Origin of the sequence: Pseudomonas sp. CFBP 13727 (genome assembly GCF_014841915.1) — a bacterium.
In the GTDB taxonomy this organism is placed as follows: Bacteria; Pseudomonadota; Gammaproteobacteria; order Pseudomonadales; family Pseudomonadaceae; genus Aquipseudomonas; species Aquipseudomonas baltica.
Genome location: NZ_JACYUT010000003.1, coordinates 414,439 through 440,248, shown reverse-complemented (window position 1 = coordinate 440,248; position 25,810 = coordinate 414,439). Strand labels below are relative to the sequence as shown.

The following is a 25,810-nucleotide window of genomic DNA, read 5'->3' as shown; positions in this document are numbered from 1 at the left end:
TGATGTCTGGCCCTGCACGTCATGGCCTGATCATGCTGGGTGGGGCCAGGGACGGATCCAGGTAGGTGAACGGCGCTTCGCGTACGGTCAGCGCCAAGCGCCAGTCCGCTTTGACCACCCCGTCGCCGCGGCCCATCGACGGCAGGTAGTACTCACCGGGGTCCAGGGTGATGTTGGTCTGCTGGCCGGCACCGGCATCGACGATGCGCAGTGCTGTCACGTCGTGCAGTTGCGCCAGACCTGGAACACCCTTGTAGGTGGACGCGTGAGTGTCACCGACCAAGGCGATCCATTTGCCCCGGCCGGGCAATGCGGTGCGTGCTGCAATGACGCGACTGGCGTGGTAGCTGAACACCCGCTGGCGCAGCGTCTGGCCGGCGCCGTAGAGGTCGTCCATGCCATCGAGTCGATAGCTGGCCGCGCAATCCAGGGCGCGCACCTGGATACCCTCGCGCCGCGCAGCCTGCACCAGCGTGGTGAAGTTGTACTGTCGAGCCGGATCGGTACGATGGCCAAGATCCTGATCGCGCAGATAGTCCTGCAGCCCACTGGGCAGCCGGCCATCACTGGCCACCTGGTTCAGATCGGCCTGATGCAGATCGATCATCAAGTGCTCCATGTACAGCGTGTCGACGCCGTCGCCGGCCAGCGCCCGCATGTTCTCGATCAGGAAACGCTTGCTGGCGATAGCCTGATGAGACTCACCGATGACCAGTGCCCCGGATTCGTCCAACAGTCGGCGCACGGCGGTATAGGGCGGCAGCGAAGCATCGGGCACAGGCAACGGCGATCTGCCGGGCGAGCGCCATTCGGCGATGAATGCGTTGGCGTCCTCGATCAGTTGAACACGCAGCTTGTTGAGGCTGTCGAGCACCGGATTGAGCGGCGTGTAGGGGTCGAAGTATTCACCGGAGAGCATCTTGCGAAACTGGTCGCTCAACAGCTCGCCGGTGGCAGCGCGAGCCACCAGCGGTACTTCGTAGCGAGTCGCCGAAACCTCGAACTGCACGTAGCTCACCGGTGGCGGTTCAAGTTCCATTTGCCGTGACACGCTCAGGCAGCCGCCACCGCCCCGCAGGCAACCGGTCGGCATCAGTTCCCATTGCAATTGGTCGTTGAAACGCACCGGGTAATTACCGGTGAAGGCATAGGGGCGCTGCGGATCGACGATCAACCAGTAACGCAGGCTGGGGTCGTAGCGCACGCGATACAGATCGCCGTGCAAGCGGATCATCTGCTCCCCCTCGACTGCCAGCAGCCCTTCGGCACTGGGCAGCAAAGGCGTCAGCGCGGACACCTGAGGTCGCGACTGCAGTGGCTGCAGTTCGGCGCTCTGCGGGGCTCGCTGGGGAATCAGCAGGGTCATGTTCAGCAGCAACTCGATACCGCTGAATATCGATGCATACAAGGCGGCGCGACGGTCCGTGGCGTCACCCGCATTCACCGCACGTTCCACATTGAGGGCGAATTTACCGGCACTCGCCACTACCACGATCAATGCGATCGGCCAGCTGACCATGGCTGCCGCGCCGAACAAGTGCACGCCTGCACCCAGATAACCGATCCACAACTGCTGGCGCAACTCGCTGTTGCTGTGCAACTGCAGGTTGGCCTCGGCCAGCATCTGCTCGCGGGTTTGCCCTTGCAGCCAGTGCGCCGCATCGGCTGCGATGGATGGCCAGGACACCTTTGCTGCGAACAGCGCCAGCGGCTTCTTCGCCAGCAGCGCCAGGCTGCGCGTACGCGCCTATGCAGCCGCCGGCTCCAGCAGCCTGCCGTGGTCGAGCAAGCGCTCCCGGCGCTGCACGTCCTGCAGCTGCTGGTGCAACCATGCCTGCGCCGCTTTCACATCGGCGAACACTTCAAACGCCTTGTCGCGACCGGCCAGGTACAACAGACACTCGCCCCCGCTGGCCTTGAAACACAACACACTGGCGAACCCGTGGCCGGCAATCTGCAGCGTGCTGACCGTAACGCCGTGGCTCGGCGGATGGCTACCGGTCAAGTCGGCCAAGGTCGGTGCCATGGCGTACTCGCAACCCAGAACGTCGAACACACATTGCACCTGTTGGCGCATCATGGCCCCGGCCTGAGCTGCATCCACGGCGGCGCGCAGGCAGTTGATGCGGATCAGCGTCTGCACCCCTGGCCCATTGTCGGTCCAGAACGTCGCCAGCGCCTGGCGATAGGCCGCCGCGAAATCGATGTGCCATAACGCGTTGAGTACCTTGTCCGGCGCCAGTCTTACCTCGTTGCGCTCATCGAACCAGCCTGCCCGCGCATCGCCCGTGTAGAACCCGCCCATGACATGCAGCAAGTCGGCATTATCCTGGTCGCTCGCTCGGAACCGCCGCATCACCAGTTCGGTAAACGTCATCGTTTCACTGGGCGGGCCCATGTGCGCGTAGCCACTGAAGGAGCGATGGCTGGACTGCGCATTGTCGAAGCGATGCCAGTAAAAGGCGTCGGGGTGGGTGTCGATGGCCATGGACGCGAGCAGTTGGGTGGCAGTGGCGACAGCCATTTGGTGCAGATCCGGCACTTGTTGTGTGACCTGCCGTGCGATGCCTGCGAGCACATCGCCTAATTGCGTATTGGGAAGTACATCAGTCATATCAAAGGGATCGGTTTCTGAAGGAGCTGCGAGTGTGGCAAGTGCCCTGGACCCTCCTGGCCTACATATTTGGCCTCACCATTCAGGCACCTCACTACGACCCGACACACTTGCTGCCACCGTCATCAAGGTAAACTCTGGCCACCCCTATATAAAGGACTCCAGGCCATGATCGACTTCAACAACAAAGGCTTCTTCAAACTCAAGCAAAACGCCGAATACGCCGAACGCGTCACCGCCCTGCTGCTGGATGACGAGCAGGTGGTCGACGCCTACAAGTCGATGCGCGACGGCGTGGTGTTCACCAACAAACGGATCATCGCGGTGAACGTGCAGGGCTTGACCGGCAGCAAGAAGGACTTCACCTCCCTGCCCTACAAGAACATCGTGGCGTACTCGATCGAAACGTCGGGCACGTTCGATCTGGATTCGGAGCTGGAGGTGTATTTTTCGGCGCTGGGGAAGGTGCGCTTCGAGTTCTCGGGGAAGACGTCGATGGTGGAGATTTCGCGGCTGATTGCGGGGCATGTGTTGAAGTGAGCTGATTGGTCATCGGCCACGGCGCCCTACGTTTTTCCTGTCATTTCGTGGCTTCGCAGCAAGGCTTGCTCTATAGCTCCCAAGGATTGATGACCGCCAGACCTGCAGCCCGGAACGGGTGAGTATCGCGAGTGGCGACAATGAATCCATTGGCAAGAGCGACCGCAGCGATCCAGGCATCGGCAGCCTCGATCCCACTACCGGCCTTGCGCGCCTTGGCCAGCACCTCGGCGTAAGCCTGCGTGCAGGCCAGATCAAAAGGCAAAACGCGCCCAACGAACATGGGCAGCACCTGCTTTTCCAGACTTTCGTGCAGCGTCGAACGGCGTCGCCCAACCGGCATCAACGCTATACCTGCACGTAGCTCAGCCACGGTCATGGCGGACAGGTAAAGCGTTTCCAATGCCTGCTCGTCGATCCATTGAATAACGCACGCCGCAGGCGAATGGCGTAGAGGCTCGGAAATCACATTGGTATCGAGCAGGATCATTCAAAGCTCGCTGCGCGGGCGGGGGCTTTATCGCGCGCGCTTTCGAAGGCAGCGAACTCCTCATCCGTCAGCTTGACCTTGCGGCCGGTCTGGGCCAGCAGAGAGCCTAGCTTGACCCGACCTTCCGGCCTCACCGCAGACTCGAGAATGTCGCGCATCTCGGCTTCGATGCTGCGGCCATGTTGAGCAGCCCGGACACGGATAGCACGGTGCACCTCATCGGAAACATTTCGAACGGTAACAGATGGCATCTTTCATACCCCTTAGCTGCTGCGATTGCTTGCACTTTAGCAATCTGCAAGCAACGGGACAACTGATGGCATTTCGTTCGTCTAATGATCCCGCTGGAATCGACGCCTGCGGTGGTATCTCCCGAACAGCCCACTCTCAGCTGCAGCATAGAAAGAGCTGAAAAAATCTGAACCCAAAAACCAAAAAGCCCGCAATTACGCGGGCTCCAGGGCATTTCTTACCAACGAGTGCCGGAAGATACCGGCCGCCCGATCATTCCCACTCGATCGTAGCCGGCGGCTTGCTCGACACGTCGTAGGTCACCCGCGAAATCCCTTCGATCTCGTTGATGATGCGGCCGCTCACCGTTTCCAGCAGCTCGTACGGCAGGTGCGCCCACCGAGCGGTCATGAAGTCGATGGTTTCCACGGCGCGCAGGGCGACGACCCAGGCGTAGCGACGGCCGTCGCCGACGACGCCGACCGATTTGACCGGCTGGAACACCACGAACGCCTGGCTGACCTTGTGGTACCAGTCGGCCTTGCGCAGTTCTTCGATGAAGATGTGGTCGGCGCGACGCAGCAGGTCGGCGTATTCCTTCTTCACTTCACCCAGGATGCGCACGCCCAGGCCTGGGCCGGGGAATGGATGGCGGTAGACCATGTCGTACGGCAGGCCCAGTTCCAGGCCCAGACGGCGGACTTCGTCCTTGAACAGCTCACGCAGTGGCTCGACCAGCTTGAGGTTCATCTCCTCGGGCAGGCCGCCGACGTTGTGGTGGGACTTGATCACGTGGGCCTTGCCGCTCTTGGCACCGGCCGACTCGATCACGTCAGGGTAGATGGTGCCTTGGGCCAGGTACTTGATGTTGTCCAGCTTGCACGATTCGGCGTCGAACACGTCGATGAAGGTGCGGCCGATGATCTTGCGCTTCTTCTCCGGGTCGGCTTCGCCGGCCAGGTTGTCGAGGAACTGGTCTTCGGCGTTGGCACGGATCACCTTGACGCCCATGTTCTCGGCGAACATGGCCATGACCTGCTCGCCTTCGTGCAGGCGCAGCAGGCCGTTGTCGACGAACACGCAGGTCAGCTGATCGCCGATGGCCTTGTGCAGCAGGGCCGCGACCACCGAGGAGTCGACGCCGCCGGACAGGCCCAGCAGGACGTTGTCGGTACCCACCTGGGCGCGGACCTGGGCGATGGCGTCTTCGGCGATCTTCGACGGGGTCCACAGTGCTTCGCAGCCGCAGATGTCGATGATGAAGCGCGACAGAATGCGCTCGCCCTGCTTGGTGTGGGTCACTTCCGGGTGGAACTGCACGCCGTAGTAGTGGCGGTCGTCGTCGAACATGCCGGCGATCGGGCAGCTCGGGGTGCTGGCCAGCACATTGAAGCCCTGGGGAATCTCGGTGACCTTGTCGCCGTGGCTCATCCACACGTCCAGGCCGAACACGCCATCGGCGTCGATGTGGTCTTCGATGCCTTCCAGGATGCGGCTCTTGCCGACCACGTCGACCCGGGCGTAGCCGAACTCGCGCATATCGGAGCCAGCCACCTTGCCGCCCAACTGCTCGGCCATGGTCTGCATGCCGTAGCAGATGCCGAAGACCGGCACGCCCAGGTCGAACACCGCCTGCGGGCAGCGCGGGCTGTCGGCTTCGTGGACCGACTCGGGCCCGCCGGCAAGGATGACGCCGCGCGGGGCGAATTGGCGAATCGCTTCATCGTCCATGTCGAACGGGTGCAGCTCGCAGTACACGCCGATTTCGCGCACGCGGCGGGCGATCAGCTGGGTGTACTGGGAACCGAAATCGAGGATCAGGATACGGTGGGCGTGAATGTCGAGGGCCATGACTCATTCTCGTCAGATGTATTCGGAAACAACACGGGGCTGTAGTGAACAGCCCCGCTGGATTGAATTTCCGTCTGCCGCCGGGCGTGCACCGGGCGGCAGGCGGACTACCGGGGTCAGCCCACGCGGTAGTTAGGCGCTTCCTTGGTGATCTGCACGTCATGGACGTGGGATTCAGCCATGCCGGCGCCGGTGATGCGGACGAACTCGGGCTTGGTGCGCATTTCCTGGATGTCGGCGCTGCCGGTGTAACCCATGGAAGAACGCAGGCCACCCATCAACTGATGGATGATCGCCGACAGGCCGCCCTTGTAGGCAACGCGGCCTTCGATACCCTCGGGCACGAGCTTTTCGGCACCGGCCGAGGAGTCCTGGAAGTAGCGGTCCGATGAGCCCTGGGCCTGGGACATGGCGCCCAGCGAGCCCATGCCCCGGTAGGCCTTGTAGGAGCGACCCTGGAACAGTTCGATTTCGCCTGGCGCCTCTTCGGTACCGGCGAACATCGAGCCCATCATCACGCAGTAGGCGCCAGCGACGATGGCCTTGGACAGGTCACCGGAGAAGCGGATGCCGCCGTCGGCGATCAACGGCACGCCGGTGCCTTCCAGGGCTGCGGCGACGTTGGCGATGGCGCTGATCTGCGGCACGCCGACACCGGCAACGATACGGGTGGTGCAGATGGAGCCTGGGCCGATACCGACCTTGACGGCATCAGCGCCCGCTTCGGCCAGGGCCTTGGCGGCTTCGCCAGTGGCGATGTTGCCGCCGATGACCTGCACGTCGGGGAAGTTCTGCTTGACCCAGCGCACACGGTCGATCACGCCTTTGGAGTGACCGTGGGCAGTATCGACCACGACCACGTCGACGCCGGCTGCAACCAGGGCGCTGACGCGCTCACCGGTGTCCTTGCCGGTGCCCACGGCCGCGCCGACGCGCAGACGACCTTGGTCATCCTTGCTCGCCAGCGGGTAGGCCTTGGCCTTCTCGATGTCCTTGACGGTCATCATGCCTTTGAGATGGAACTCGGCGTCGACGATCAGGACCTTTTCGATGCGGTGCTTGTGCAGCAGGTCGCGGACCAGGTCCTTGTCGGCCCCTTCGCGGACGGTGACCAGACGCTCTTTGGGCGTCATCACTTCGCGGACGGGGATTTCCAGGCGGTTTTCGAAGCGCACGTCGCGCGAGGTGACGATGCCCACCAGGTTGCCGTCGTGCAGCACCGGCACGCCGGAGATGTTGTGCAGCGAGGTCAGTTCGAACAGGTCGCGAACGGTGGCATCAGCCTCGATGGTGATCGGGTCCTTGACCACGCCGGCCTCGAACTTCTTGACCTTGCGCACTTCGGCAGCCTGCTGCTCGATGGTCATGTTCTTGTGGATGATCCCGATGCCGCCTTCCTGAGCCATGGCAATGGCGAGGCGGGCTTCGGTCACGGTGTCCATCGCCGCGGAGATCAGCGGGATGTTCAACTCGATGCCGCGGGTCAAACGGGTCTTGAGGCTGACTTCATTGGGCAGTACTTCGGAATAACCGGGCACTAGAAGAATGTCGTCGAAGGTCAGGGCTTCTTGGCTGATACGCAGCATGCGGGGGCTCCCGAGCGGGAAAATGGAAGCGCGCCATTATACCCACACATGCCCCCACAAGAAAGGCAAAGATGGCCTGGCGGTCAATTGTCCTGGAACTTTACCAGCACCTGCGCAATCGGCTGGTCGAGCCAATCGGCGAATTCGGCGATGAACTCCGCCTTGAAGGGGGTCTGGCCCCAATTATTGAAGATGAAACCCAGATTGGAGAAGGCGCAGGGCTGCAGGAACAGAAAACCATTGATGTCATCTTCATGGCCGCACAGCGGGCAAGTGAAGTTGTCGGTCAGGCCGGGCATCCATTCCTCGAGGCTGTCGAACAGCGCTTCACCCACTTCCTGACGGCATTCGGGGCAGCCGGCCTCGTGCAGGAAACCGTCCACGGGCGTGAAAATGCAGCGATCGGTGACCACTTCCAGACCGTTGACCGTTTGTCCGTAGGGCAGCACCTCAGGGTTTTCGACGACTTGGCGCGCGCCCGTGCCGATGGCGTAGGCCATGCGGTTGCCGCTGCGGCCACAGGTGCTCAGCTGTTCTTCGACGATGTCCTTGCGTACCAGCCAGCGCAGGATTGCCCGCGCACGCGGCTCGTGCACCGGCAGGGTGGAGAGGCGCGGAACGAGAATGTTCTGAGTGTTCATGCAAGGGCCCGACAGTACGCAAAAGCGGCAGGATAGTCCCCTGCGCGTGCAGGTCAAGGGTTGAAATAGCGGTACAGCAACGCCAGGCCGCTGGCCAGCACCAGCCAGGTCACCAGCCGCACGAACGCTTCGCGGGACATGCGCAGGGTCAATCGTCGTCCGATCAGCAGGCCTGCTGCCATGGCCGGAAGCAGGCAGAGGGCAGTCAGCAGCAGCTGGGTGTCGGCGTAGACCCCGGCAATGATGAACAGGGTCAGGCGCACGATCGTGCTGCAACTGATCAGCGCGCTTTGCGTGGCGCGCACCTGCTGTTTGTCGTCCAGCCGCGCGCCCAGGTAGATCGCATAGAGAAACCCGCCGCTGCCGAACAAGGCCCCGAACAGCCCGCCGATGGTGCCCATCGGTACGGCCCACCAGGGCGACAACCGTGCGGGTCGCGCCGTGGTCAGCAGCATGTACAGGGCGTAGCCGGTGATGAACATACCCATCAGCAGCAACAGCAGGTCGGATTTCAGGTTGAGCAGAAAGACCACGCCCAGGGTGCAGCCCAGCGCCATGAACGGCAGCAGGCGTTTGAGCTCCACGCCCACCACCGACTGCCGGGCAGGAAGCAGATTGCCGAAGGCGGCGATGAAATCGAGTACCACGAGCAGCGGGATGAGCGTGGCCAGCGGCATGAAGTGGATGAGTACCGGGCCTGCAACCAGTGCCGTGCCGAAGCCGGCAATGCCGAAGACGATGTAGGCGGCGGCGATTGCCAGAAGCATGATGCTCCAGTCGATGAGTGCGTAGTCCATGCGCGGATTTCCTTTTTCCGGGCACTGTGGGGGAGTGGGATCGATGGCGTCAATACGGTTGGGGGTGGGTGGTGTGCCAGAGGGTTCGCGGTGTTGCCGGACGCGGCTTGCGCCGCTGCTACAGAGGAACGCCGTACCAACGGCACAAGCGATCTCCTGTAGCAGCGGCGCGAGCCGCGTCCGGGGTCGCTGCGGTCCATCTGGATGCACCCACGCTTAATGGTGGACGCGCTCCGGGCACTGCTCCAGAATTTGCCCACGCTCACAGGAGAACCTCTGCATGCTGATGGTGATATCCCCCGCCAAGACCCTCGACTTCGATACCCCGCCGGTCATCCAGCGCCACACCCAGCCTGAATTTCTCGACCATTCCCAGGTGCTGATCGAACAACTGCGCGAGCTCAGCCCCACGCAGATCGCCGAGCTCATGCATCTTTCCGACAAGCTGGCCGGCCTCAACGCGGCACGCTTCGGCAGCTGGACACCCGACTTCACGCCAGCCAACGCCAAGCAGGCGTTGCTCGCCTTCAAGGGCGACGTCTACACCGGACTGGATGCGACCACTCTAGACAAGCCTGGCTTCGACTACGCGCAAAAGCACTTGCGCATGCTGTCGGGCCTCTATGGCCTGCTGCGGCCACTGGACCTGATGCAACCGTACCGACTGGAGATGGGCACCAAGCTGGTCAACGCGCGCGGCAAGGACCTCTATGCGTTCTGGGGCGAGCGCATCAGCCAATGGCTCAACCAGGCCCTGGCCGAACAAGGCGACGACGTGCTGTTCAACCTGGCGTCGAACGAGTATTTCTCGGCGGTCAAGCGCAAGGCTTTGCAGGCGCGCCTGATCACTGCCGACTTCAAGGACCTGAAGAATGGCCAGTACAAGATCATCAGCTTCTATGCCAAGAAAGCCCGCGGCATGATGGCGCGTTTCGTGATCGACGAAAAACTCCACGACCCCCTGCAGCTCAAGGGCTTCGACCGCCAGGGCTATCGCTACAGCGCCGAGCAGTCGCGGCCCGACCACCTGGTGTTTCTGCGCGATCACCCGGATGATTGACCTGGCGTGGGTGCGCCTGCCACTGACACGCCAACGTTCTGTACGATACCCCTCTCTTCCCAACCAAGGCTGGCAGTCATGTTAATCGGCATCTTTCTGGTCATCACCTGGATCGTCTTGCTGGTCCGCTACCCGTCCAAGGCGCTGCCGATCTCCGGTGCCGCCCTGTTCAGCCTGGCGTTGCTCTCGCTGTGGGTCATCTGGAGCGACACCCGCGAAGCCCACCGCCTGGCGCGCCTGGAAATGCGCATCACCTACGATCCGCAGGGCTGTCCGGGCGACCGTCCGCTGCGCCTGAACCTGAACAACGGCAACAACGTACCGATGCAGGAACTGCAGTGGCAGATAGCTGCCTACGCGCCCGGCCAGACCGCCAACCTGGCCGAAAACCTCTACACCGCACCTCGCTACCGCGGCCCTGGTGAACTGCAGGCCGGTGCCGACTGGCAGGACTGCCTGCCGCTGCCGCCACTGCGCCCCGGCTATCGCCCGCAGACCCTGGAATTCCGCGCCGAACGCTTGCAGGGCAGTTTTTCCCAATAAGCATCGGCAATGGCGAACGCTTGCGCAGTGATCACCGCAGTGCGGGCGTGACGATCACCGTGCAGGTCGTGCCGGCTGCCAGCAGCATGCCTTCGGGCACCTCGTCCAGCTGGATGCGCACCGGCACTCGCTGCGCCAGGCGAACCCAGTTGAAGGTCGGATTGACGTCGGCGGTCAGCTCGCGGCTTTGCGGGTTGTCGCGGTCATAGATGCCGCGCGAGATGCTGTCCACATGGCCCTTGAGGGTCTCGCCGCTCATCATCTGCAACTGCGCCGCGTCGCCGACATGCACATGGGGCAGCTTGGTTTCTTCGAAATAGCCGTAGACCCAGAACGAATGTTCATCGACCACGGCCAGCTTGGCCTCGCCCACCCGCGCGTAGTCACCGACATGCACGTTGAGGTTGGTGACGTAGCCATCCACCGTGGCCAGCACACGGGTGCGGTCCAGGTCCAGCTGCGCGGCCTCGAGGCGCGCCTCGGCCTGTTGATAGTCGGCCAGCGCCGAAGCGGCGACGTTGCTGGCGTCCTCGCGACTTTCCCTGGAGATCACCAGTTCATCGAGATCGGCACGACGGCTGGCATTGACCTTGCGCATGTCCCAGGCGGCCTTGCGCGACGCCACCAGCGCCTGCGCCTGCTTGACCGCCAGGCGGTAGTGCGCCGGATCGATCTGCAGCAGCACGTCGCCCTTGCGCACACGCTGGTTGTCGCGCACCGGCACCGCCGTGACGTAGCCCGACACATCGGCGGCGACGTTGACGATGTCCGCACGCACGCGTCCGTCGCGGGTCCAGGGTGTTTGCATGTAGTGCACCCACAGCTGGCGACCGATGAAGATCGCCAGTGCCAGCACCAGCAGGGTCGCCAACAGGCTGAAAAACTTTTTCATTGCGCAGGTTCTCACCGGTAGACAGTCAGCGCCATGGCGCCGAACAGACAGACGAACAGGCTCAGGCGCAACAGCGCCGGGTGCCAGAAAAATCGGTACACATCGAGGCTGGCGAACAGCCGGTCGAAGGCCCAGGCCAACCCGGCGGCGAGCACGAACAACAGGGTCATGGTCGGCATGTACAGACCATGGAAGGCGATCTCACGCGGCATGCTCGGCTCCAGGCGCGGCCAGTTCGGCAAGGGGTGATTGCGGGTCCAGCAACGAACTGCGAATGAAGTGCAGGTAACTCTGCACCCGGCGCAGCGCCGAGGTATCGAAATGTCGGGCGAAGGGCTCGTCGGTGTTCCTGACCAGGTGAATGGCCTGCTCCACGGCCGCCAACGCGCGCTGGAGGTTGCCCGCCTGGGGCTGGATGAACAGGCGAATCAGCGCACGCCCCAGCACCCGGATCGACTGGCGCCACGGCTGCCACGGGGCATAGGCCGGGTGCACCGGCAAGCGCTCCTGCTCGCGGCGCAGCTCGATGATGGCGTGCCCCACCTCCATCACCACGAACATCCAGCGCAGCAGGTTGCGCTGCACCTGTGGCTGCCCGGCCGCCAGGCCATAGGCCTGATGCAGCAGGTCGCGGGTGCGGCTCTCGAAGGCCGAGCCCAGGCCGCGCGGCTTGCCGCTGATGGCGAACACCACCAGGGCGCGCAGGTCCTGCTCCAGGCGCTGCCACATCCAGCGACTGTTGGGCGGCAGGATGACCGCGCCAGCGGCAGCGCAGAACAGCATCCCCAGGACCATGCCAATGTAGTCGTTGATGAACGCATACGGATCGTACTGGGTGAGGTTGCCGGGCACCGAGCCCATGGAAAAGAAGATCAGCAGGCCCAGTCCATAGCCAACGAAGCGAGGTCGAGAGGCAAGGAAGGCGCCCAGCGTCAGCACCGGCGCGAGGGTCAGGCACAGTAGCGCGAAGCCGTCGATCCACGGCAGCACGAAAAAGGTCGTATAGAAGCCGACCAGCGCCCCCAGCAAGGTGCCGCAGGCCATCTGGAACGACATCCGCCGCGGGTTCGGTGACGCCGCCGACAGGCCCACGGTGGCTGCAGCCACCAGGGTCATGGTCGCGCCGCTGGGCCAGGCCGTCGCTATCCAATAGCCGCCCAGCAGCAGCAACACCAGCGCGCCGCGAATACCGGCGGCGGCGCTGGCCAGCCAGTTGGTCTGCGCCCGGTACGGCTCGTCCCAGCGCTCGCGGGCATGCCGATGCTCGGCCAGCGAGGCATGCGTCTGGGCATAGCCGTGCAGTTCTTCGACGAAGCGATAGAGCAACTCCGAAGCGGTGTGAAAGTCCAGCAGGTCGTCATCTTCCGGACCACTCTGCTCGAAGCTGTCACGCAAGCTGCGCACCTGTGCTGGCAGCGCGTCCTTGTACTGCACCATGCGCCGGGCCAAACGTGCGGCATCGGCATCGGTCAAGGCCTGCCCGGCGAAGTCGTCCAGCACGTGCGTCAATGCCTGCAAGGCCGGTTCGATGGCGGTTACCACCTGGCGATGACCGCGCGCGCGGATACGCTCGAGTGATTGGTGCAGCGCATTGAAGCGGGTCGTCACCACCATGAATTCACTGTTCAGTCGGCTGACCCGACCATTGCGCCGGCGCATGTGCGGGTCTTCGAAGGCCGTCACACTGCGCAGGCTCTCCAGGCCCACCGCTTCGGCGATGAAGCGCACGTTGTCGGCTTCGAACTGTTCCCGTGCGCTGTCACCGCGCAGGCCATCGGCGGCGAACCGGGCGAACACGCCAAAGCGCTGATACAAGGCGTTGCGCATCGAAGCGGAGGCCGACTGCGGAAGAATGGCCGCGCTGACCGCCGTCGCGACGAGAATGCCCAGGGCAATCTCCAGCACGCGCCAGACCGCCGCCATGAAGGCACCGTCCGGATGGGCCAGGGCCGGTAGACCGACCATGGCGGCGGTGTAGCCAGCCAAGACAAAGCCGTAGGCGCGGAAGTTGCGGCAGCGCATGGCACCGGTCGAGCAGAGGCCGACCCACAGCGCCAGGCCGCACATGAACAGCTCGGTGTTCTGCGCGAACAGGGCGATCAACACCACCGTCACCGCCGATCCCGCCAGCGTGCCCAGCAGACGATAGAAACTTTTCGCGAAGACGTGGCCGCTTTGCAACTGCATGACGATGAACACGGTGATCATCGCCGTACGCGGTTGCGGCAGCTCCAGGCGCATGGCCAGCCACAGCGTGGTGAATGCGGCCAGCAGCACCTTGAAGATGTAGATCCAGGTGACGCCATCGCTGCGTGCCCAGTCGAAGAAACCCCGGCGCCAGGGCAGGCTGCCCAGCCAAGTGGTCATCTACCGATCACCACCAGTGGCTTGGGAACCTGCAGACGCTGCGCGGCAGGGGTATCGCTGCCCGCCCCCAGACCACCGCCCAGCGCCGTGACCAACTGCGCATGCACCGCCAGCCGCGCAGCCTGCACCTGTTGCTCGACCTGCTGCTGGCGCAACAGCAAAGTCTGCGCATCGAGCACTTCCAGGTAGCCGGTCAGACCGCGCTGGTAGGCGATCAGGGCAATGTCGTAGCTCTTGCGCGCCGACGCCACCGATTGCTCGGCGAAGGCCTGTTGCTTGGCCATGGAGGCGCGGCGAATCAGCTGGTCGGAGATCTGCTTGAGCGCCTCCACCAACGTCTGGTTGTAGCGTGCCACGGCCAGGTCGTAGCCGGCCGATGCATCGGCCAACTGCGCACGCAGCCGACCGCCATCGAAGATCGGCAGGCTCAACGCGGGGCCGGCGTTGTAGCTCAGCTTCCGCCCGGCGAGGAACTCCAGCATGCCGCCGCCGGTAGCCAGGTAACTCAAGCTGCCGACCAGATCGACGTTGGGATAGAAGCCGGCCTGCACTACGTCGATGCCGCGCGCGTTCGCCGCCACGGCCCAGCGGCTGGCGACCACATCCGGGCGCTGCCCCAGCAGCTGCGCGGGCAGCACCGAAGGCAACCCAAGCGGCGCTTGCAGAGACAAGCTAGGACGCGTGAGTTGGCTGCCCTGCCCCGGCCCTTTGCCCGCCAGTGCGGCCAGTTGGTTCTGTGCCAGAGCGATCTGTTCATCCAGGGCGTCGATCTGCCGATGGGTTTCCGGCAACAGGGTCTCGGCCTGGCTGACTTCCAGATGGGTGCCGATGCCGCCGCGCAGACGCCGCTGCGCCAGCGCCAGGATCTGCTCTTGCTGGGTCAGTGTGCTGTGCGCGATGTCGCGCTGGGCATAGTGCAATGAGAGCTGGATGTACGCCTGCACCACGTTGCTCGCAAGCTCCAGCCGAGCCTGACGCGCCTGAGCGACGCTCATGTGTGCAAGGTCGACGGCGCGCTCGCTGGCATTGCGCTCACGGCCCCACAGGTCCAGCGCATAGGTGAAGCCCAGACCGGCGTCATTGTCCCACGTGGTCTGGCGCGACAGGTCGCCGGGACCATAGAAGGGGTCGTCAGGCCAGGCGTGGCGATGCAAATGAGCGCTGGCGTCGATGTGCAGGGTTTCGGCGGACTCCGCGAGCCCCGCCATGGCCTTGGCCTGGCGCACGCGGGCGGCCGCCATGGCCATGCTCGGGCTGCCGAGCAAGGCTAGGCTCACCCAGGCATCGAGCTGCTTGTCGCCATACGCTTGCCACCATTGGCCCTCAGGCCAGCGAGCATCCTGGACGGCGGTTTGAATGGCAGCGTCGGTGGCCAGCGCATCGGCCGACAAGGCTTCGCCCTCAGGAGCGATGCCGGCAGTGCCGATACAGCCGGTCAAGGCCAGGGTCAAGATCCAGATACTGAGGGTTTTCAACTCGTCGATGAGGCGGCGCGGCACTGCGGCGATTTCCGGAAAGGGGGTAGGCGTGCGGAGGGGTCTGGGCCGGCATTCTAGAGCGGGTGCACAGCGGCGATAAGCTGGAATTCCTGCGAATCTTTGTTACCGAACCGGCGATAATCCTTCTGTATAATTGTTGCTTCATGCGACAATTTGTCCGTCGAACCAGAGACCGAATCATGGACACCTTGCAAAACATGCGTGCGTTCACCTGTGTGGCCGAAGCCGGCAGTTTCACCGCCGCCGCCGCGCAACTGGACACTACCACCGCCAACGTCTCGCGCGCGGTGTCCAACCTCGAAGCACACCTGCAGACGCGGCTGCTCAACCGCACGACCCGACGCATTGCCCTGACCGAGGCCGGCAAACGCTACCTGGTGCGCTGTGAGCAGATCCTCACCTATGTGGCGGAAGCCGAGGCCGAGGCCAGCGACGCCCACGCGCGGCCTTCGGGGCAGTTGAAGGTGCACACCATGACCGGCATCGGCCAGCACTTCGTGATCGACGCCATCGCGCGCTACCGGCGTACCCATCCGGACGTGACCTTCGACCTGACCCTGGCCAACCGGGTCCCGGACCTGCTCGACGAAGGCTATGACGTGTCCATCGTCCTGGCCAGCGAGCTGCCCGATTCGGGCTTCGTCTCGCAACGCCTGGGCATCACCTACAGCATCGTCTGCGCCTCCCCCGAATACGTGAAGGCTCATGGCTCGGCGCGCACGCCCGGCGATCTGCGCGACCATGCCTGCCTGCGCCTGGTCAGCCCGGTGGTGCAACTGGAAAAATGGCTGTTTCAGGGCCCCGATGGTCAGGAAATGGTCAACATCAGCAACGCACCGTTCCAGGTCAATTCCGCCGATGCGATGAAGACCGCCATCAGCAGTGGCATGGGCGTGGGCGTGCTGCCTATCTACGCGGCCATCGATGGCCTGCGCAACGGCACGCTGGTACGCATGCTGCCCGAATACCGCCTGCAGGAGTTGAACCTGTACGCCATCTATCCGTCCCGTCAGTACCTGGATGCGAAGATCAAGACCTGGGTGGAATACCTGCGCGGTTCGCTGCCCGACATTCTGGCGGCGCACGACGCCGACCTGCAGACCTTCGACCTGCAGATCGCCAACTGAGCCGGGATTGTTTCTGCTCGAGCGGGAATGTTAGCGTGCTCTCATTACCTCCCGACGAGCACACGCCCAATGAAAAAAACCGTCCTCGCGTTCAGCCGTATCACCCCTGCCATGGTCGAGCGGCTCGAAGCGCATTTCGACGTCATCGTGCCCAACCCGAAGGCGGGTGACATCGCCGCGCAGTTCAACGAGGCGCTGCCCAAGGCCCACGGCCTGATCGGCGCCGGCCGGCCATTGGGCCGCAAGCAACTGGCCGACGCCGCCAACCTGGAGGTGGTTTCCAGCGTGTCGGTGGGCTACGACAACTACGACGTCAGCTATTTCGACGAGCGCGGCATCATGCTCACCAACACCCCTGACGTACTGACCCAAAGCACCGCCGACCTGGCCTTCGCCCTGATCATGAGCAGCGCCCGGCGCGTGGCCGAACTGGACGCCTGGACCAAGGCCGGCAACTGGAAAGCCAGCGTCGGCCCCGACCAGTTCGGCACCGATGTGTACGGCAAGACGCTGGGCATCGTCGGCCTGGGCAATATCGGCGCGGCAGTGGCACGCCGCGGACGGCTGGGCTTTGACATGCCCATCCTGTACAGCGGCAACAGCCGCAAGCCTGAACTGGAGCAGGAACTGGGTGCGCAGTTTCGCAGCCTCGAGCAACTACTGGCGGAGGCGGATTTCGTCTGCCTGGTGGTGCCGCTCAGCGACAAGACGCGGCACATGATCGGCACCGCCGAGCTGGCGCAAATGAAGAAGAGCGCCATTCTGGTGAATATCTCGCGCGGGCCGGTGGTCGATGAAGCGGCGCTGGTGCAGGCGCTGCGCGACGGCACCTTGCGCGGCGCCGGCCTGGATGTCTACGAGAAGGAACCGCTGGCCGAATCGCCATTGTTCCAGCTGGGCAACGTCGTGACGCTGCCGCACATCGGCTCGGCCACGGCGCAGACCCGTGATGCCATGGCTTATCGCGCCATCGACAACCTGACGGCGGCGCTGCTCGGCAAACGCCCTCAGGATCTGGTCAACCCGCAGGCGTTCAAGGGCTAGGGCGAACCAGCGCCGCGCCGCCCGGCACCGGCTGCGCCCCCAGCGACCCAGTCGACGGGGGCGTCGCCGGCCTGGCGCCCTTGCGAAACACCAGCACGTTGCCAAGCATCACCAGTACCAGCCCGCCCAGGGCCGGTGCGGTCCATTGGTACCCTTCGGCATAGGCCGAGACGTTCAACGCCACCACCGGGAACAGCACCGTGCAGTAAGCGGCGCGCTCGGGACCCATGCGACCCACCAGGGTCAGGTAGGCGGTAAAGCCGATCACCGAGCCGGGTATCACCAGGTACAGCAGCGAGCCGACGTAGCGCATGCTCCAGTCGATGGTGAACGGCGTGCCGCGCAGCAGGCAATAGCCGCCCAGCAGCAGCGCTCCGTACAGCATGCCCCAGGCATTGGTGGTCAGCGGCCTCAACCCGGCTTTCTGCTGCACGCTGGAGAGCATGTTGCCCGCCGAGAAACACAAGGTGCCCAGCAGCGCCAGGCCCAGGCCGAGCAGGGTCTGCGGGCTGGCATCATGGCCGGCCAGCTCCGGCCAGAACAGCAGGCCCAGGCCAAGCAGGCCAAGACCACCTGCACCGATCACGCTGGCGGTGATCCGTTGCCCCAGAAAGATCCGCGCGTTGAGTGCATTCCACAAGGTCGCCGTGGAGAACACCACCGCGATCAGCCCGGTCGGCAGCCACTGGCTGGCGGTGAGAAAACACATGAAATTCACGCAGAACAGGCACAGCCCCTGGGCCAGGCAGATGAAGTGACCACGCCGACCCATGCCCTGCAGTCGCCGGGTGGCCAGCAGGATCACGAACAGCACCAGCGCGGCGAGGCCGAAGCGGTAGACGATGGACACGGGAATCTCGACCACGCCCAGTTGCAGCTTGAGGGCGATCCAGGTCGTTCCCCAGATCAGTACGGTCAGCAGATACAACGATAGGTTCATGACAAGGCCCTCCGGGGTCAGGGGCCCATTGTCCGAGCAGCGGCCGATCCCGGCTTGCACAAACTTGCGCTTTTTCTGCCGCTGCACTGGCAGCTTTCCCGCGACGCAGTACCATGGCCACGGAGGTATCGACCATGACTGCTTTGCTGGACCTGCAAGTGTTTCAGGCGCTGCACAACTCGCGCCACGCGCGCCTCGAGCACAGCGCCGAACTGGGCGACTCGATGGTGGCGGCGTTGTGGAGCAATCACCACGATGCCCAGGAGTATCAGGCGCCGACCCATCACACTTTGTCGTGCTACATCGGCGGCGGCACGGGCACCTTTCGCCGCGATCGCCCTTGGGAGAAAGGCGCGCCCGGCAAGCAGTGCATCCTGCCGGCCGGGCATGAGTCGGCGTGGGTGATCAACGGTGATATCCGCCTGGCCCATCTCTATTTCAGCGCAGAGCAGTTTGCGCTGGGCTGCGTGACGCTTCTGGACCGTGAGCCCCGCGAAATGCAGTTGCGCGAGAATACCTTCCTCGAAGACCCGGCACAGGCACGACGCTTCGCTCGTCTGATCACGTTGAACTGGAACGAACCGGGGGAGCGCGTACTCACCAGCAGCCTGGCCCACGAGATGCTCGCCCACGCTCTGCTCAGCCAAGCAGTCGCGCGTCCGCAGCTTCGGCTCAAAGGCGGGCTTGCACCTCATCAGCGGCGCCTGCTTCGCGACTTCATCGAGTCGCAGTTGGCCGAACCTCTGAGCCTCGGCCAGCTGGCAGCCTTGTGCAGCTTGTCGGAGTACCACTTCGCACGGATGTTTCGCACCAGCTTTGGCTTGCCGCCGCATCAATACGTGCTGGCTCGACGGATCGCCCGCGCCCGCTCGCTGTTGCGCCAGACGCACCTGCCCTTGGGCGAGGTGGGGCTGGCATGCGGCTTCGCCAGCGCCAGTCACTTCAGCAATCGGTTTCGCCAGGCAAGTGCGGTATCCCCAGGCGAATATCGCCTGGCTTGCACCTGACGGCAGACTGGCGAGCAGCTCGCGCTACCAGTGTGCCACTGCCGCCAATGGCCCCAGCAGCAGGCCGGCTGCGGCCAATGCCAGGGCCCAGCGTGGCCGGTACGGCAACAGCCACACCAGGAATACCGCGCTGCCCATCAACACTGCGGTCCAGCGCACCAGCCCCATGGCCCAGCCAGCGCTGAGCACCGAGACCCACAGCGACAAGGCCAGCAAAGCCCAGCCTGCCAAGCGCAATTGCACCTTGCGCGAAGGACTGGGTCGATGCCCGAGCATTTCCTGATGATGACGTTCCATGGCCAGGCACAGGGCACTGAAGCCGGCATAACTGAGCAAACCTGCAGCCAACATCAGTGCACCTCGCCAGGCATGGTAGGACGCGCACGCACCGTCCGCACCACCGGCAATGCCGCCAGCACAGCGCGGCGACGTATCTTCATGACCACCCACGCCAGCACCAGGCCGCAGCCCAGGGCGCTGAGATCGACGCCTGCCAATACCCAGTCGCCGGCGGCGATGGACGCCGGCAGGCCATGGTTGGTGGTGAGCAGGCTCAGTAACGGCACACTCGCCAGGGCAATCGCCGCCAGACCCAATTGCTCGATCCAGGCCTTGCTGCCACTGCGCACAGCAGCATGCACGATGCTCAATAGCCAAACCACGAAGAAGCTGTCGACCTCGATGCCGGCACGCTCCGGATAGGTCGCCGGCAGCAGCCGGTTGGCCCACATGAAGCCTGCCACCGCCAGCACCAGCCCGGCCATGCCGGCCACGTTCAACACTTCCACCAGACGCAGCTCGAAGGGCCGCACACCGCTGCGGGCATGCTTGAGCTGACGTTTGCCCAGCCACATGACCAGGCCCGTACCGATCAGCAAGGTGCTGCCCAGGCCGCAGAAGAAATACAGCCAGCGCAGCACGGGCCCGGCGAACAGCCCCATGTGCAACCCATAGAACGTGCCCGCGATGGCTATTGGCGTGGAGCTTTCGCGCGGCTGCTCGAGCACCGCGCCCGTGGTACCGGCGAAGGTGATGGCTGCGCCCAGGTCGCGGCTCACGCTATCGCCGTCATGGCGGCTGAACTGCACCTGAGCGTTGGCATCGCCCGGCATCTGCACCGACACCCGGCCGATGCTGCCTCCGGGCCATTGCTGCAGCGCACGGTCGTACAGCCCTCCCAGATTCACCAGCGGCGCAGGCTGCCCGGCGGCGACCACCCGCTGGTTGCCCGGATAGATCTCGCTGAAGAACGCCTGGGTATCGCCATCGTAGCGGCTGTTGATGCTCGCCGGCATGAGCATGGTCATGAAAATCACCAGGCTGCTGTAGGTGATCATCAGGTGAAAAGGCAGCACCAGCACGCCGATCGCGTTGTGCCCATCGAGCCAGGAACGCGCGCCCTTGCCGGGGCGGAAGGTGAAGAATTCCTTGAAGATCTTCTTGTGGGTGATGATGCCGGTGACCAGCGTCACCAGCATGACCATCGCCGCCAGGCTACTCAGCCAGCGGCCCCAGGGGTAGCCCATTTGCAGCTGGTAGTGGAAGCGATAGAAGAAGTCGCCGCCGCGGCTGTCGCGCGCCTCGATTCGCTGCCCGGTCTGCGGGTCCAGGGTCTGCCGGGTGAAGCTGCCGCGCCCGCTTTTGTTCGGGTCCTGCCACATGACCGAAAGCGCTGGCTCGCGCGCGTCCGGCAGGCTGATGAACCAGCGTGACGATTGCCCGGCATTGGCCTGCAGGTAGGCCTGCGCCTGCGTCAGGCTGGCCCGAGCGTCGAGCACGCGCACCGGCACTTCGGGCTGTGCCCAATGGCTGATCTCGTCCTTGAAATAGGACAGTGTTCCGGTGAGGAAGATGGCGAACAGCAACCAGCCGAACACCAGCCCCGCCCAGGTATGCAACCACGCCATCGCCTGGCGGAAGCCTTCTCTCACGGCAGGTGCTGCCAGTGCAGAAGACCCGCCATCGCGGCCAGTATCAGGCCCGGAATGGCCAGGCCCAGCCAGGCTCGACCGGCGCTGTGCGAGGCGAAACACCACAGCACGGCCACCAGATACACGAGGAACGACAGCATCATGGCGCTGACCACGGCCTCGCCGCGTGCCATGGGCAGCAGCCAGGCGATGCATACGCTTGCAAGTGCCGCCAGCACGTAGCCGCCAAATACAGCCGCGACGATGCGAGAGGCCACCGCCCAACGATACGAGGCAGGTACCCCGCCGATTCTGCTTCTCATGAAAGACCTTCAAACCTACGAACGCGGCACTGAATCGTGCTGATAATAATGATAAATATTCTCATGCGCAAAGACCGTTGACGTTTATCTTGTGCTGCAACACTTTTTGCCGACGCTGGGACGGCTGTCGACCTTGCCCAAACGGCGGCTCATCCGTAAGATACGAACAATTCTTATTCTGCTGCGCACCCCATGGCGCCGGAGTGTTCGCGGTGAGCTCTGTGACTTCCCCTGCCTCGCATTCGGTCGAGGGCCTCTACCTCGTCCATCGCCGCTGGCTGACCGAGTGGCTGCGCAGCCGTCTGGGCTGCCCGGACAACGCTGCCGACCTCGCCCAGGACACCTTCATGCGCCTGTTGACCGCGCGCGAGGTCGCGCCCATCCGTGAACCGCGGGCGTTTCTCACCACGGTGGCCAAGCGCGTGCTGTTCAACCACTACCGTCGCCAGGATCTGGAGCGCGCGTATCTGGAGGCCTTGAGCCAGATGCCCGAGCCCCTTGCACCCTGCGAAGAACACCGGGCGATCATCCTGCAGACCCTGCTCGAGCTGGACGCGCTACTCGAAGGTCTGCCGGTCACGGTCAAGCGTGCGTTCCTGATGGCACAGGTCGATGGCCTGGGCTACCGCGAAATCGCCAGCGAACTCGGTATATCCCTGGCCACGGTAAAGCGCCATCTGCACAAGGCAGCCCTGCGCTGCTACTTCGCGCTGTGAACGAAGCCCGCAGTTTTTCTCCGCACGTGGCCGAACAGGCCGTGCAGTGGCTGCTTGAACTGCAACAAGGCCCGCTCGACCCGCGCCAGCAGCAGGCATGGCAGCGCTGGCTGCACGCCGACGGCGAGCACCGTCGTGCCTGGGATCACATCCAGAAGGTCAATCAGCAGTTCGCCGGCCTGCCCGCTTCCCTGGCGCAGGCTACCGTGGGCGCGCCCCACTCGCCCGGCCGCCGACGCGCCCTCAAGGCACTGTTGCTGCTGGGAATGGCCGGTGCAACCACCCTGGCCCTGCGACAACAGCACTGGCTGCCGCCGCTGGTGGCCGACTACCGCAGCCCGCTGGGCCAGCGCCGCCAATTGCAGCTGGACGACGGCAGCCGGATCCACCTCAACACCACCAGCGCCGTGGACGTGCGCTTCGATGCGGGTCGGCGCCTGATCCACTTGCTCGAAGGCGAGATCATGCTCACGGCGGGTGCCGATGCGCGGCCCCTGCTCATCGGCACCGACCAAGGGCTGATCACCGCTGGCCGGGGGCAGGTCAATGTTCGCCAACTGCCGGGCAGCACCCAGGTGCAGGCACTGCAGGGCGCCGTCACCCTCGAGGCCGCCGGGCTGCACGATGAGCCACGGCGCCTGGCCGACGGCCAGCAGCTCGAGTTCGAACGCCAGCGCTTCAATCCGGCGCGACCACTGGACGCCAACAGTGGCGCCTGGGTCGACGGCATGCTGATCGCCGCGCGCATGCGCCTGGGCGACTTCCTGGCCGAAGTCGGCCGTTATCGCCGCGGCCAGCTGGACTGCGACGCCCGCGCTGCCAATCTGTTGCTCTCCGGCAGTTTCCCCCTGGGCGATACCGAGAAAATTCTCGATTCACTGGAGGCGGCGCTGCCAGTGAAAGTCCGGCGCTTCACCCGCTATTGGGTCACGGTTCAATCCCGGGTCTAGCCATGCCAGGTTTGGCGGCGAGCATTTATTTACACCCTCGGTGAGCCGTTTTGCCTTGCCCGCGTGACAGACAGGGTAACTCCCACTACATCCTGCCTGGAAACGCCGAATGTCCAACCTGCCCACCCCACTCGCCCGCGCCCTGCGCTGTCTGTTGCTCGGCACTGCCGTGAGCGTGGCTCAACTGCCGCACGCCATGGCCGCCGAGGGCTCTACCCGCGAGTACCACATCGCGCCCGCGTCGGTCGAAAGCGCGGTCAATCAGTTCGGCCGCGAGGCAGGTGTACTGATTTCATTCGGCTCGACGACCCTGGCAGACCAGCCCAGCCGTGGCCTGCAAGGCAGCTACAGCGTCGAACAGGCACTGGCGGTACTGCTTGAAGGTACCGGCTTGCACGCGCAGCCGTTGGGCGATGGCGCCTACAGCCTGGAAGCCACACCTGTGGCCCAGCCTGGCAGCGCCGGTGCTGCGGTCGAACTGGGTGCGTCCAGTGTCGTGGGCGACTGGCTCGGCGCCGCCGAACAGACCAACGTGTTCGAGCACGCCGGTGCCCGGGACGTGGTGCGCCGCGAAGACTTCGAACGCACTGGCGCCACCAGCGCGCGCGATGTCCTCAACCGCATTCCGGGTGTCAATGCACCACAGAACAACGGCACGGGCAGCCATGACATGGCGATGAACTTCGGCATCCGTGGGCTCAACCCACGCTTGGCGACCCGCTCCACGGTGCTGATGGACGGCATCCCGGTGCCGTTCGCGCCCTATGGCCAGCCGCAGTTGTCGTTCGCCCCGGTCAGCATGGGCAACATGGACGCCGTGGACGTGGTGCGCGGCGGCGGCGCGGTGCGCTACGGCCCGCAGAACGTCGGCGGCATCGTCAACTTCGTGACCCGCGCGATTCCCGATGCACCTACCATCAAGGGCGGCTTGCAGACCCAGGCCAGCCCTTCGTCGAGCCAGGACGGCTTCAAGACCACCGGCAACCTGCTGGCGGGCGGTACTGCCGACAACAGCCTGGGCGGCGCCCTGCTCTACTCCGGCGTGCGCGGCGGCGACTGGCGCGAGCACAGCGATACCCAGATCGACGACCTGATTCTCAAGGGCAAATACCAGATCGACGACGCCAACAGCCTCAATGCCCAGGCGCAGTACTACGAAGGCGAGGCCGACATGCCCGGTGGCCTCAGCGCAGCCGACTACAAGGCCGACCCCTATCAGTCGACCCGCCGCTACGACAAGTTCTGGGGGCGCCGCACCATGGTCAACTTCGGCTACCGCTACCAGGAAGATCGCCGCGAATTCACCGCCAACACCTTCTTCACCAAGACCCTGCGCAGCGGCTACCTGGACCAGGGCAACTTTCTCTCACTGTCGCCCCGCGAGTACTGGGTACGCGGTGTAGAGACGCGCTTCTCCCAAGGCTTCGATCTGGGCCAGACACAGCACGAAATGAGCGTGGGCTACCGCTACATCAGCGAGGCGGGCCATGAGCTGCGCTACCGCACGCCGATCAGCGCCAACCAGCAGTTGCCCAGCACCGACAGCCGCAACGACCGGGATACCCGCGGCGGCACCCAGGCCCACGCCTTCTATGTCGACGACCGCATCGATATCGGCCGCTGGACGTTCACGCCCGGCATCCGCTACGAGATGATCGACTCGCAGCAGACCAACAACCTCACCAACGTCAAATACCAGGGCGACTACACCACCGCCTTGCCGGCCCTGAACGTGCTCTATCACGTCAACGAAAACTGGAACCTGTACGCCAACACCGAAGGGTCGTTCGGCAGTGTGCAGTACAGCCAGATGCCCAACCGTGTGACCGGCGGCGAAGTGAAGCCGGAAAAGGCCCGGACCTGGGAGCTGGGGACGCGTTACGACAACGGCAATCTGCGCGCGGAAATCGGTGCGTTCCTGATCAACTTCGACAACCAGTACGACAGCAACCAGACCAACGACACGGTGATCGCTCGCGGCGAGACTCGCCATCAGGGTATCGAGACCAGCATCAACTACGCACTGGACGGTTTGAGCCCGGCCCTGGCCGGTTTCGACGTTCACGCCAGCTACGCGTTCGTCGATGCCACCATCCGCGAAGACGGCCCGAACAAGGGCAACCGCGTGCCGTTCTCCTCGCGCCACAAGGGCACCCTGGGCGTCGGGTACACCCAGGGCCCGTGGAAGCTCGACCTGGACAGCAGCTACCAGAGCAGCCAGTTCGCCGACAACGCCAACACCCAGGCCGAAAGCGCCGACGGCAGCACCGGGCGCATCCCAGGCTACATGCTCTTCAGCAGCCGCGCCGGCTATGACTTCGGCCCGCAATTGTCCGACTTGAACGTCGCGGTGGGCCTGAAGAACATTTTCAATCACCAGTATTACACCCGTTCCTTCGACGACAACAACAAGGGCAAGTACGTGGGCGAGCCGCGCACCGTCTACGTGCAAACCTCCGTCGCCTTCTGACGCTGGCAGCGTGCGCCTGCTGCCGCTGAACCCCTGTGGCAGCGGGTCGGAGGCCGGAATTGCGCCCCGCAGAGTTTCGGGTTTCGCACTTATTTCGGAAAAAGTTCGAAAAAGTTACTGAATATTTATCTTCGTCAGGGGGTTGAATTGTTTCTTCAACTCCCTGACCTTGTACTTCAAGAGGCGATGAATATCAGTGTCATCGAATCTCT

At 64.1% G+C, this 25,810-nt stretch carries 25 protein-coding genes; 9 read left to right on the top strand and 16 right to left on the bottom strand.

Annotation, left to right across the window (positions count from 1 at the left end):
- Positions 1-19 precede the first annotated feature (19 nt).
- Both IFT76_RS12750 and IFT76_RS12745 read right to left on the bottom strand, forming a co-directional pair.
- Positions 20-1,687 (bottom strand): membrane-targeted effector domain-containing toxin, encoded by a 1,668-nt coding sequence (locus IFT76_RS12750; RefSeq protein WP_192058645.1) that lies wholly within the window; start codon positions 1,685-1,687, stop codon positions 20-22.
- A 60-nt stretch (positions 1,688-1,747) separates the two neighbouring features.
- Positions 1,748-2,614 carry a dermonecrotic toxin domain-containing protein gene (locus IFT76_RS12745; protein WP_342365578.1) on the bottom strand — a complete coding sequence of 289 codons (867 nt, stop codon included), beginning with the start codon at positions 2,612-2,614 and terminating at the stop codon, positions 1,748-1,750.
- A gap of 168 nt (positions 2,615-2,782) precedes the next feature.
- Between IFT76_RS12745 and IFT76_RS12740 the strand changes: the two genes are divergently transcribed.
- A complete protein-coding gene (locus IFT76_RS12740; RefSeq protein WP_122475122.1) occupies positions 2,783-3,154 on the top strand; it encodes a PH domain-containing protein in 372 nt (123 codons plus the stop codon).
- Positions 3,155-3,224: 70 nt separating this feature from the next.
- Here IFT76_RS12740 and IFT76_RS12735 read toward each other — a convergent pair whose 3' ends face one another.
- The 6 genes from IFT76_RS12735 to IFT76_RS12710 form a co-directional block, all read right to left on the bottom strand.
- Positions 3,225-3,644: a type II toxin-antitoxin system VapC family toxin gene (locus IFT76_RS12735; RefSeq protein WP_192058641.1), complete on the bottom strand. Its 420-nt coding sequence runs from the start codon at positions 3,642-3,644 to the stop codon at positions 3,225-3,227.
- The gene (locus tag IFT76_RS12730) at positions 3,641-3,895 is read right to left on the bottom strand and encodes a FitA-like ribbon-helix-helix domain-containing protein (protein ID WP_185795045.1); all 255 of its coding nucleotides are present in this window, start codon (positions 3,893-3,895) and stop codon (positions 3,641-3,643) included. The genes IFT76_RS12735 and IFT76_RS12730 overlap by 4 nt, the downstream gene beginning before the upstream one ends.
- 253 nt (positions 3,896-4,148) lie before the next feature.
- Positions 4,149-5,726, bottom strand: coding sequence for a glutamine-hydrolyzing GMP synthase (gene guaA / locus IFT76_RS12725; RefSeq protein WP_185795040.1), 1,578 nt, complete (start codon positions 5,724-5,726; stop codon positions 4,149-4,151).
- Between the two features lie 116 nt (positions 5,727-5,842).
- On the bottom strand, positions 5,843-7,312 hold the full coding sequence (gene guaB / locus IFT76_RS12720; RefSeq protein WP_122475125.1) for an IMP dehydrogenase: 1,470 nt from the start codon (positions 7,310-7,312) through the stop codon (positions 5,843-5,845).
- A gap of 83 nt (positions 7,313-7,395) precedes the next feature.
- Positions 7,396-7,953 carry a sugar ABC transporter ATPase gene (locus IFT76_RS12715; protein ID WP_192058639.1) on the bottom strand — a complete coding sequence of 186 codons (558 nt, stop codon included), beginning with the start codon at positions 7,951-7,953 and terminating at the stop codon, positions 7,396-7,398.
- A gap of 53 nt (positions 7,954-8,006) precedes the next feature.
- Positions 8,007-8,750 (bottom strand): sulfite exporter TauE/SafE family protein, encoded by a 744-nt coding sequence (locus IFT76_RS12710; protein WP_192058637.1) that lies wholly within the window; start codon positions 8,748-8,750, stop codon positions 8,007-8,009.
- A 280-nt stretch (positions 8,751-9,030) separates the two neighbouring features.
- On the opposite strand from IFT76_RS12710, the gene yaaA reads away from it, so the two are divergent.
- Positions 9,031-9,810 (top strand): peroxide stress protein YaaA, encoded by a 780-nt coding sequence (gene yaaA, locus IFT76_RS12705; protein WP_192058636.1) that lies wholly within the window; start codon positions 9,031-9,033, stop codon positions 9,808-9,810.
- A 78-nt stretch (positions 9,811-9,888) separates the two neighbouring features.
- Positions 9,889-10,353: a multidrug transporter gene (locus IFT76_RS12700; protein ID WP_122475130.1), complete on the top strand. Its 465-nt coding sequence runs from the start codon at positions 9,889-9,891 to the stop codon at positions 10,351-10,353.
- 31 nt (positions 10,354-10,384) lie between these two features.
- Here the strand turns inward: IFT76_RS12700 and IFT76_RS12695 are convergent, their stop codons facing one another.
- The 4 genes from IFT76_RS12695 to IFT76_RS12680 are packed head-to-tail and all read right to left on the bottom strand — an operon-like array spanning position 10,385 to position 15,111.
- On the bottom strand, positions 10,385-11,245 hold the full coding sequence (locus tag IFT76_RS12695) for an efflux RND transporter periplasmic adaptor subunit (RefSeq protein ID WP_122475132.1): 861 nt from the start codon (positions 11,243-11,245) through the stop codon (positions 10,385-10,387).
- Between the two features lie 11 nt (positions 11,246-11,256).
- Complete coding sequence (locus IFT76_RS12690) at positions 11,257-11,457, bottom strand: DUF1656 domain-containing protein (protein ID WP_122475134.1); 201 nt, start codon at positions 11,455-11,457, stop codon at positions 11,257-11,259.
- Positions 11,447-13,612, bottom strand: coding sequence for an FUSC family protein (locus IFT76_RS12685; protein WP_192058634.1), 2,166 nt, complete (start codon positions 13,610-13,612; stop codon positions 11,447-11,449). The genes IFT76_RS12690 and IFT76_RS12685 overlap by 11 nt, the downstream gene beginning before the upstream one ends.
- Positions 13,609-15,111: an efflux transporter outer membrane subunit gene (locus IFT76_RS12680; protein WP_192058632.1), complete on the bottom strand. Its 1,503-nt coding sequence runs from the start codon at positions 15,109-15,111 to the stop codon at positions 13,609-13,611. Before IFT76_RS12680 ends, IFT76_RS12685 begins: the two co-directional genes overlap by 4 nt.
- Before the next feature lie 179 nt (positions 15,112-15,290).
- Here IFT76_RS12680 and IFT76_RS12675 point away from each other — a divergent pair, with 179 nt between their 5' ends.
- Positions 15,291-16,238, top strand: a complete 948-nt coding sequence (locus IFT76_RS12675; RefSeq protein WP_122475138.1) for a LysR family transcriptional regulator — start codon at positions 15,291-15,293, stop codon at positions 16,236-16,238.
- A gap of 69 nt (positions 16,239-16,307) precedes the next feature.
- Positions 16,308-17,282: a 2-hydroxyacid dehydrogenase gene (locus IFT76_RS12670; protein WP_122475140.1), complete on the top strand. Its 975-nt coding sequence runs from the start codon at positions 16,308-16,310 to the stop codon at positions 17,280-17,282.
- Here the strand turns inward: IFT76_RS12670 and IFT76_RS12665 are convergent.
- Complete coding sequence (locus tag IFT76_RS12665; protein WP_192058631.1) at positions 17,272-18,222, bottom strand: DMT family transporter; 951 nt, start codon at positions 18,220-18,222, stop codon at positions 17,272-17,274. The two genes, IFT76_RS12670 and IFT76_RS12665, sit on opposite strands and share 11 nt — an antisense overlap.
- 134 nt (positions 18,223-18,356) lie before the next feature.
- On the opposite strand from IFT76_RS12665, the gene IFT76_RS12660 reads away from it, so the two are divergent.
- On the top strand, positions 18,357-19,229 hold the full coding sequence (locus tag IFT76_RS12660; protein ID WP_192058629.1) for a helix-turn-helix domain-containing protein: 873 nt from the start codon (positions 18,357-18,359) through the stop codon (positions 19,227-19,229).
- 24 nt (positions 19,230-19,253) lie between these two features.
- Here the strand turns inward: IFT76_RS12660 and IFT76_RS12655 are convergent, their stop codons facing one another.
- Genes IFT76_RS12655 through IFT76_RS12645 form a run of 3 tightly spaced genes read right to left on the bottom strand, consistent with a single transcriptional unit; the run spans position 19,254 to position 21,462 of the window.
- Positions 19,254-19,580: a DUF3325 domain-containing protein gene (locus IFT76_RS12655; protein ID WP_192058627.1), complete on the bottom strand. Its 327-nt coding sequence runs from the start codon at positions 19,578-19,580 to the stop codon at positions 19,254-19,256.
- The gene (locus tag IFT76_RS12650; RefSeq protein WP_192058626.1) at positions 19,580-21,160 is read right to left on the bottom strand and encodes a PepSY domain-containing protein; all 1,581 of its coding nucleotides are present in this window, start codon (positions 21,158-21,160) and stop codon (positions 19,580-19,582) included. The genes IFT76_RS12655 and IFT76_RS12650 overlap by 1 nt, the downstream gene beginning before the upstream one ends.
- Positions 21,157-21,462: a DUF3649 domain-containing protein gene (locus tag IFT76_RS12645; RefSeq protein WP_122475147.1), complete on the bottom strand. Its 306-nt coding sequence runs from the start codon at positions 21,460-21,462 to the stop codon at positions 21,157-21,159. The genes IFT76_RS12650 and IFT76_RS12645 overlap by 4 nt, the downstream gene beginning before the upstream one ends.
- 212 nt (positions 21,463-21,674) lie before the next feature.
- Here IFT76_RS12645 and IFT76_RS12640 point away from each other — a divergent pair, with 212 nt between their 5' ends.
- The 3 genes from IFT76_RS12640 (at position 21,675) to fecA (ending at position 25,598) form a co-directional block, all read left to right on the top strand.
- Positions 21,675-22,178 (top strand): sigma-70 family RNA polymerase sigma factor, encoded by a 504-nt coding sequence (locus IFT76_RS12640; RefSeq protein ID WP_446731021.1) that lies wholly within the window; start codon positions 21,675-21,677, stop codon positions 22,176-22,178.
- Positions 22,175-23,128, top strand: coding sequence for a FecR domain-containing protein (locus tag IFT76_RS12635; RefSeq protein WP_122475149.1), 954 nt, complete (start codon positions 22,175-22,177; stop codon positions 23,126-23,128). Before IFT76_RS12640 ends, IFT76_RS12635 begins: the two co-directional genes overlap by 4 nt.
- A gap of 109 nt (positions 23,129-23,237) precedes the next feature.
- A complete protein-coding gene (gene fecA / locus IFT76_RS12630; RefSeq protein ID WP_192058624.1) occupies positions 23,238-25,598 on the top strand; it encodes a TonB-dependent Fe(3+) dicitrate receptor FecA in 2,361 nt (786 codons plus the stop codon).
- Positions 25,599-25,810: the final 212 nt, after the last annotated feature.

Coding starts and splice junctions, on each gene's coding strand:
- IFT76_RS12745 (WP_342365578.1), bottom strand. CDS start 2,614: ATGACTGATGTACTTCCCAATACGCAATTAGGCGATGTGCTCGCAGGC.
- IFT76_RS12740 (WP_122475122.1), top strand. CDS start 2,783: ATGATCGACTTCAACAACAAAGGCTTCTTCAAACTCAAGCAAAACGCC.
- IFT76_RS12735 (WP_192058641.1), bottom strand. CDS start 3,644: ATGATCCTGCTCGATACCAATGTGATTTCCGAGCCTCTACGCCATTCG.
- IFT76_RS12730 (WP_185795045.1), bottom strand. CDS start 3,895: ATGCCATCTGTTACCGTTCGAAATGTTTCCGATGAGGTGCACCGTGCT.
- guaA (WP_185795040.1), bottom strand. CDS start 5,726: ATGGCCCTCGACATTCACGCCCACCGTATCCTGATCCTCGATTTCGGT.
- guaB (WP_122475125.1), bottom strand. CDS start 7,312: ATGCTGCGTATCAGCCAAGAAGCCCTGACCTTCGACGACATTCTTCTA.
- IFT76_RS12715 (WP_192058639.1), bottom strand. CDS start 7,953: ATGAACACTCAGAACATTCTCGTTCCGCGCCTCTCCACCCTGCCGGTG.
- IFT76_RS12710 (WP_192058637.1), bottom strand. CDS start 8,750: ATGGACTACGCACTCATCGACTGGAGCATCATGCTTCTGGCAATCGCC.
- yaaA (WP_192058636.1), top strand. CDS start 9,031: ATGCTGATGGTGATATCCCCCGCCAAGACCCTCGACTTCGATACCCCG.
- IFT76_RS12700 (WP_122475130.1), top strand. CDS start 9,889: ATGTTAATCGGCATCTTTCTGGTCATCACCTGGATCGTCTTGCTGGTC.
- IFT76_RS12695 (WP_122475132.1), bottom strand. CDS start 11,245: ATGAAAAAGTTTTTCAGCCTGTTGGCGACCCTGCTGGTGCTGGCACTG.
- IFT76_RS12690 (WP_122475134.1), bottom strand. CDS start 11,457: ATGCCGCGTGAGATCGCCTTCCATGGTCTGTACATGCCGACCATGACC.
- IFT76_RS12685 (WP_192058634.1), bottom strand. CDS start 13,612: ATGACCACTTGGCTGGGCAGCCTGCCCTGGCGCCGGGGTTTCTTCGAC.
- IFT76_RS12675 (WP_122475138.1), top strand. CDS start 15,291: ATGGACACCTTGCAAAACATGCGTGCGTTCACCTGTGTGGCCGAAGCC.
- IFT76_RS12670 (WP_122475140.1), top strand. CDS start 16,308: ATGAAAAAAACCGTCCTCGCGTTCAGCCGTATCACCCCTGCCATGGTC.
- IFT76_RS12665 (WP_192058631.1), bottom strand. CDS start 18,222: ATGAACCTATCGTTGTATCTGCTGACCGTACTGATCTGGGGAACGACC.
- IFT76_RS12660 (WP_192058629.1), top strand. CDS start 18,357: ATGACTGCTTTGCTGGACCTGCAAGTGTTTCAGGCGCTGCACAACTCG.
- IFT76_RS12655 (WP_192058627.1), bottom strand. CDS start 19,580: ATGTTGGCTGCAGGTTTGCTCAGTTATGCCGGCTTCAGTGCCCTGTGC.
- IFT76_RS12645 (WP_122475147.1), bottom strand. CDS start 21,462: ATGAGAAGCAGAATCGGCGGGGTACCTGCCTCGTATCGTTGGGCGGTG.
- fecA (WP_192058624.1), top strand. CDS start 23,238: ATGTCCAACCTGCCCACCCCACTCGCCCGCGCCCTGCGCTGTCTGTTG.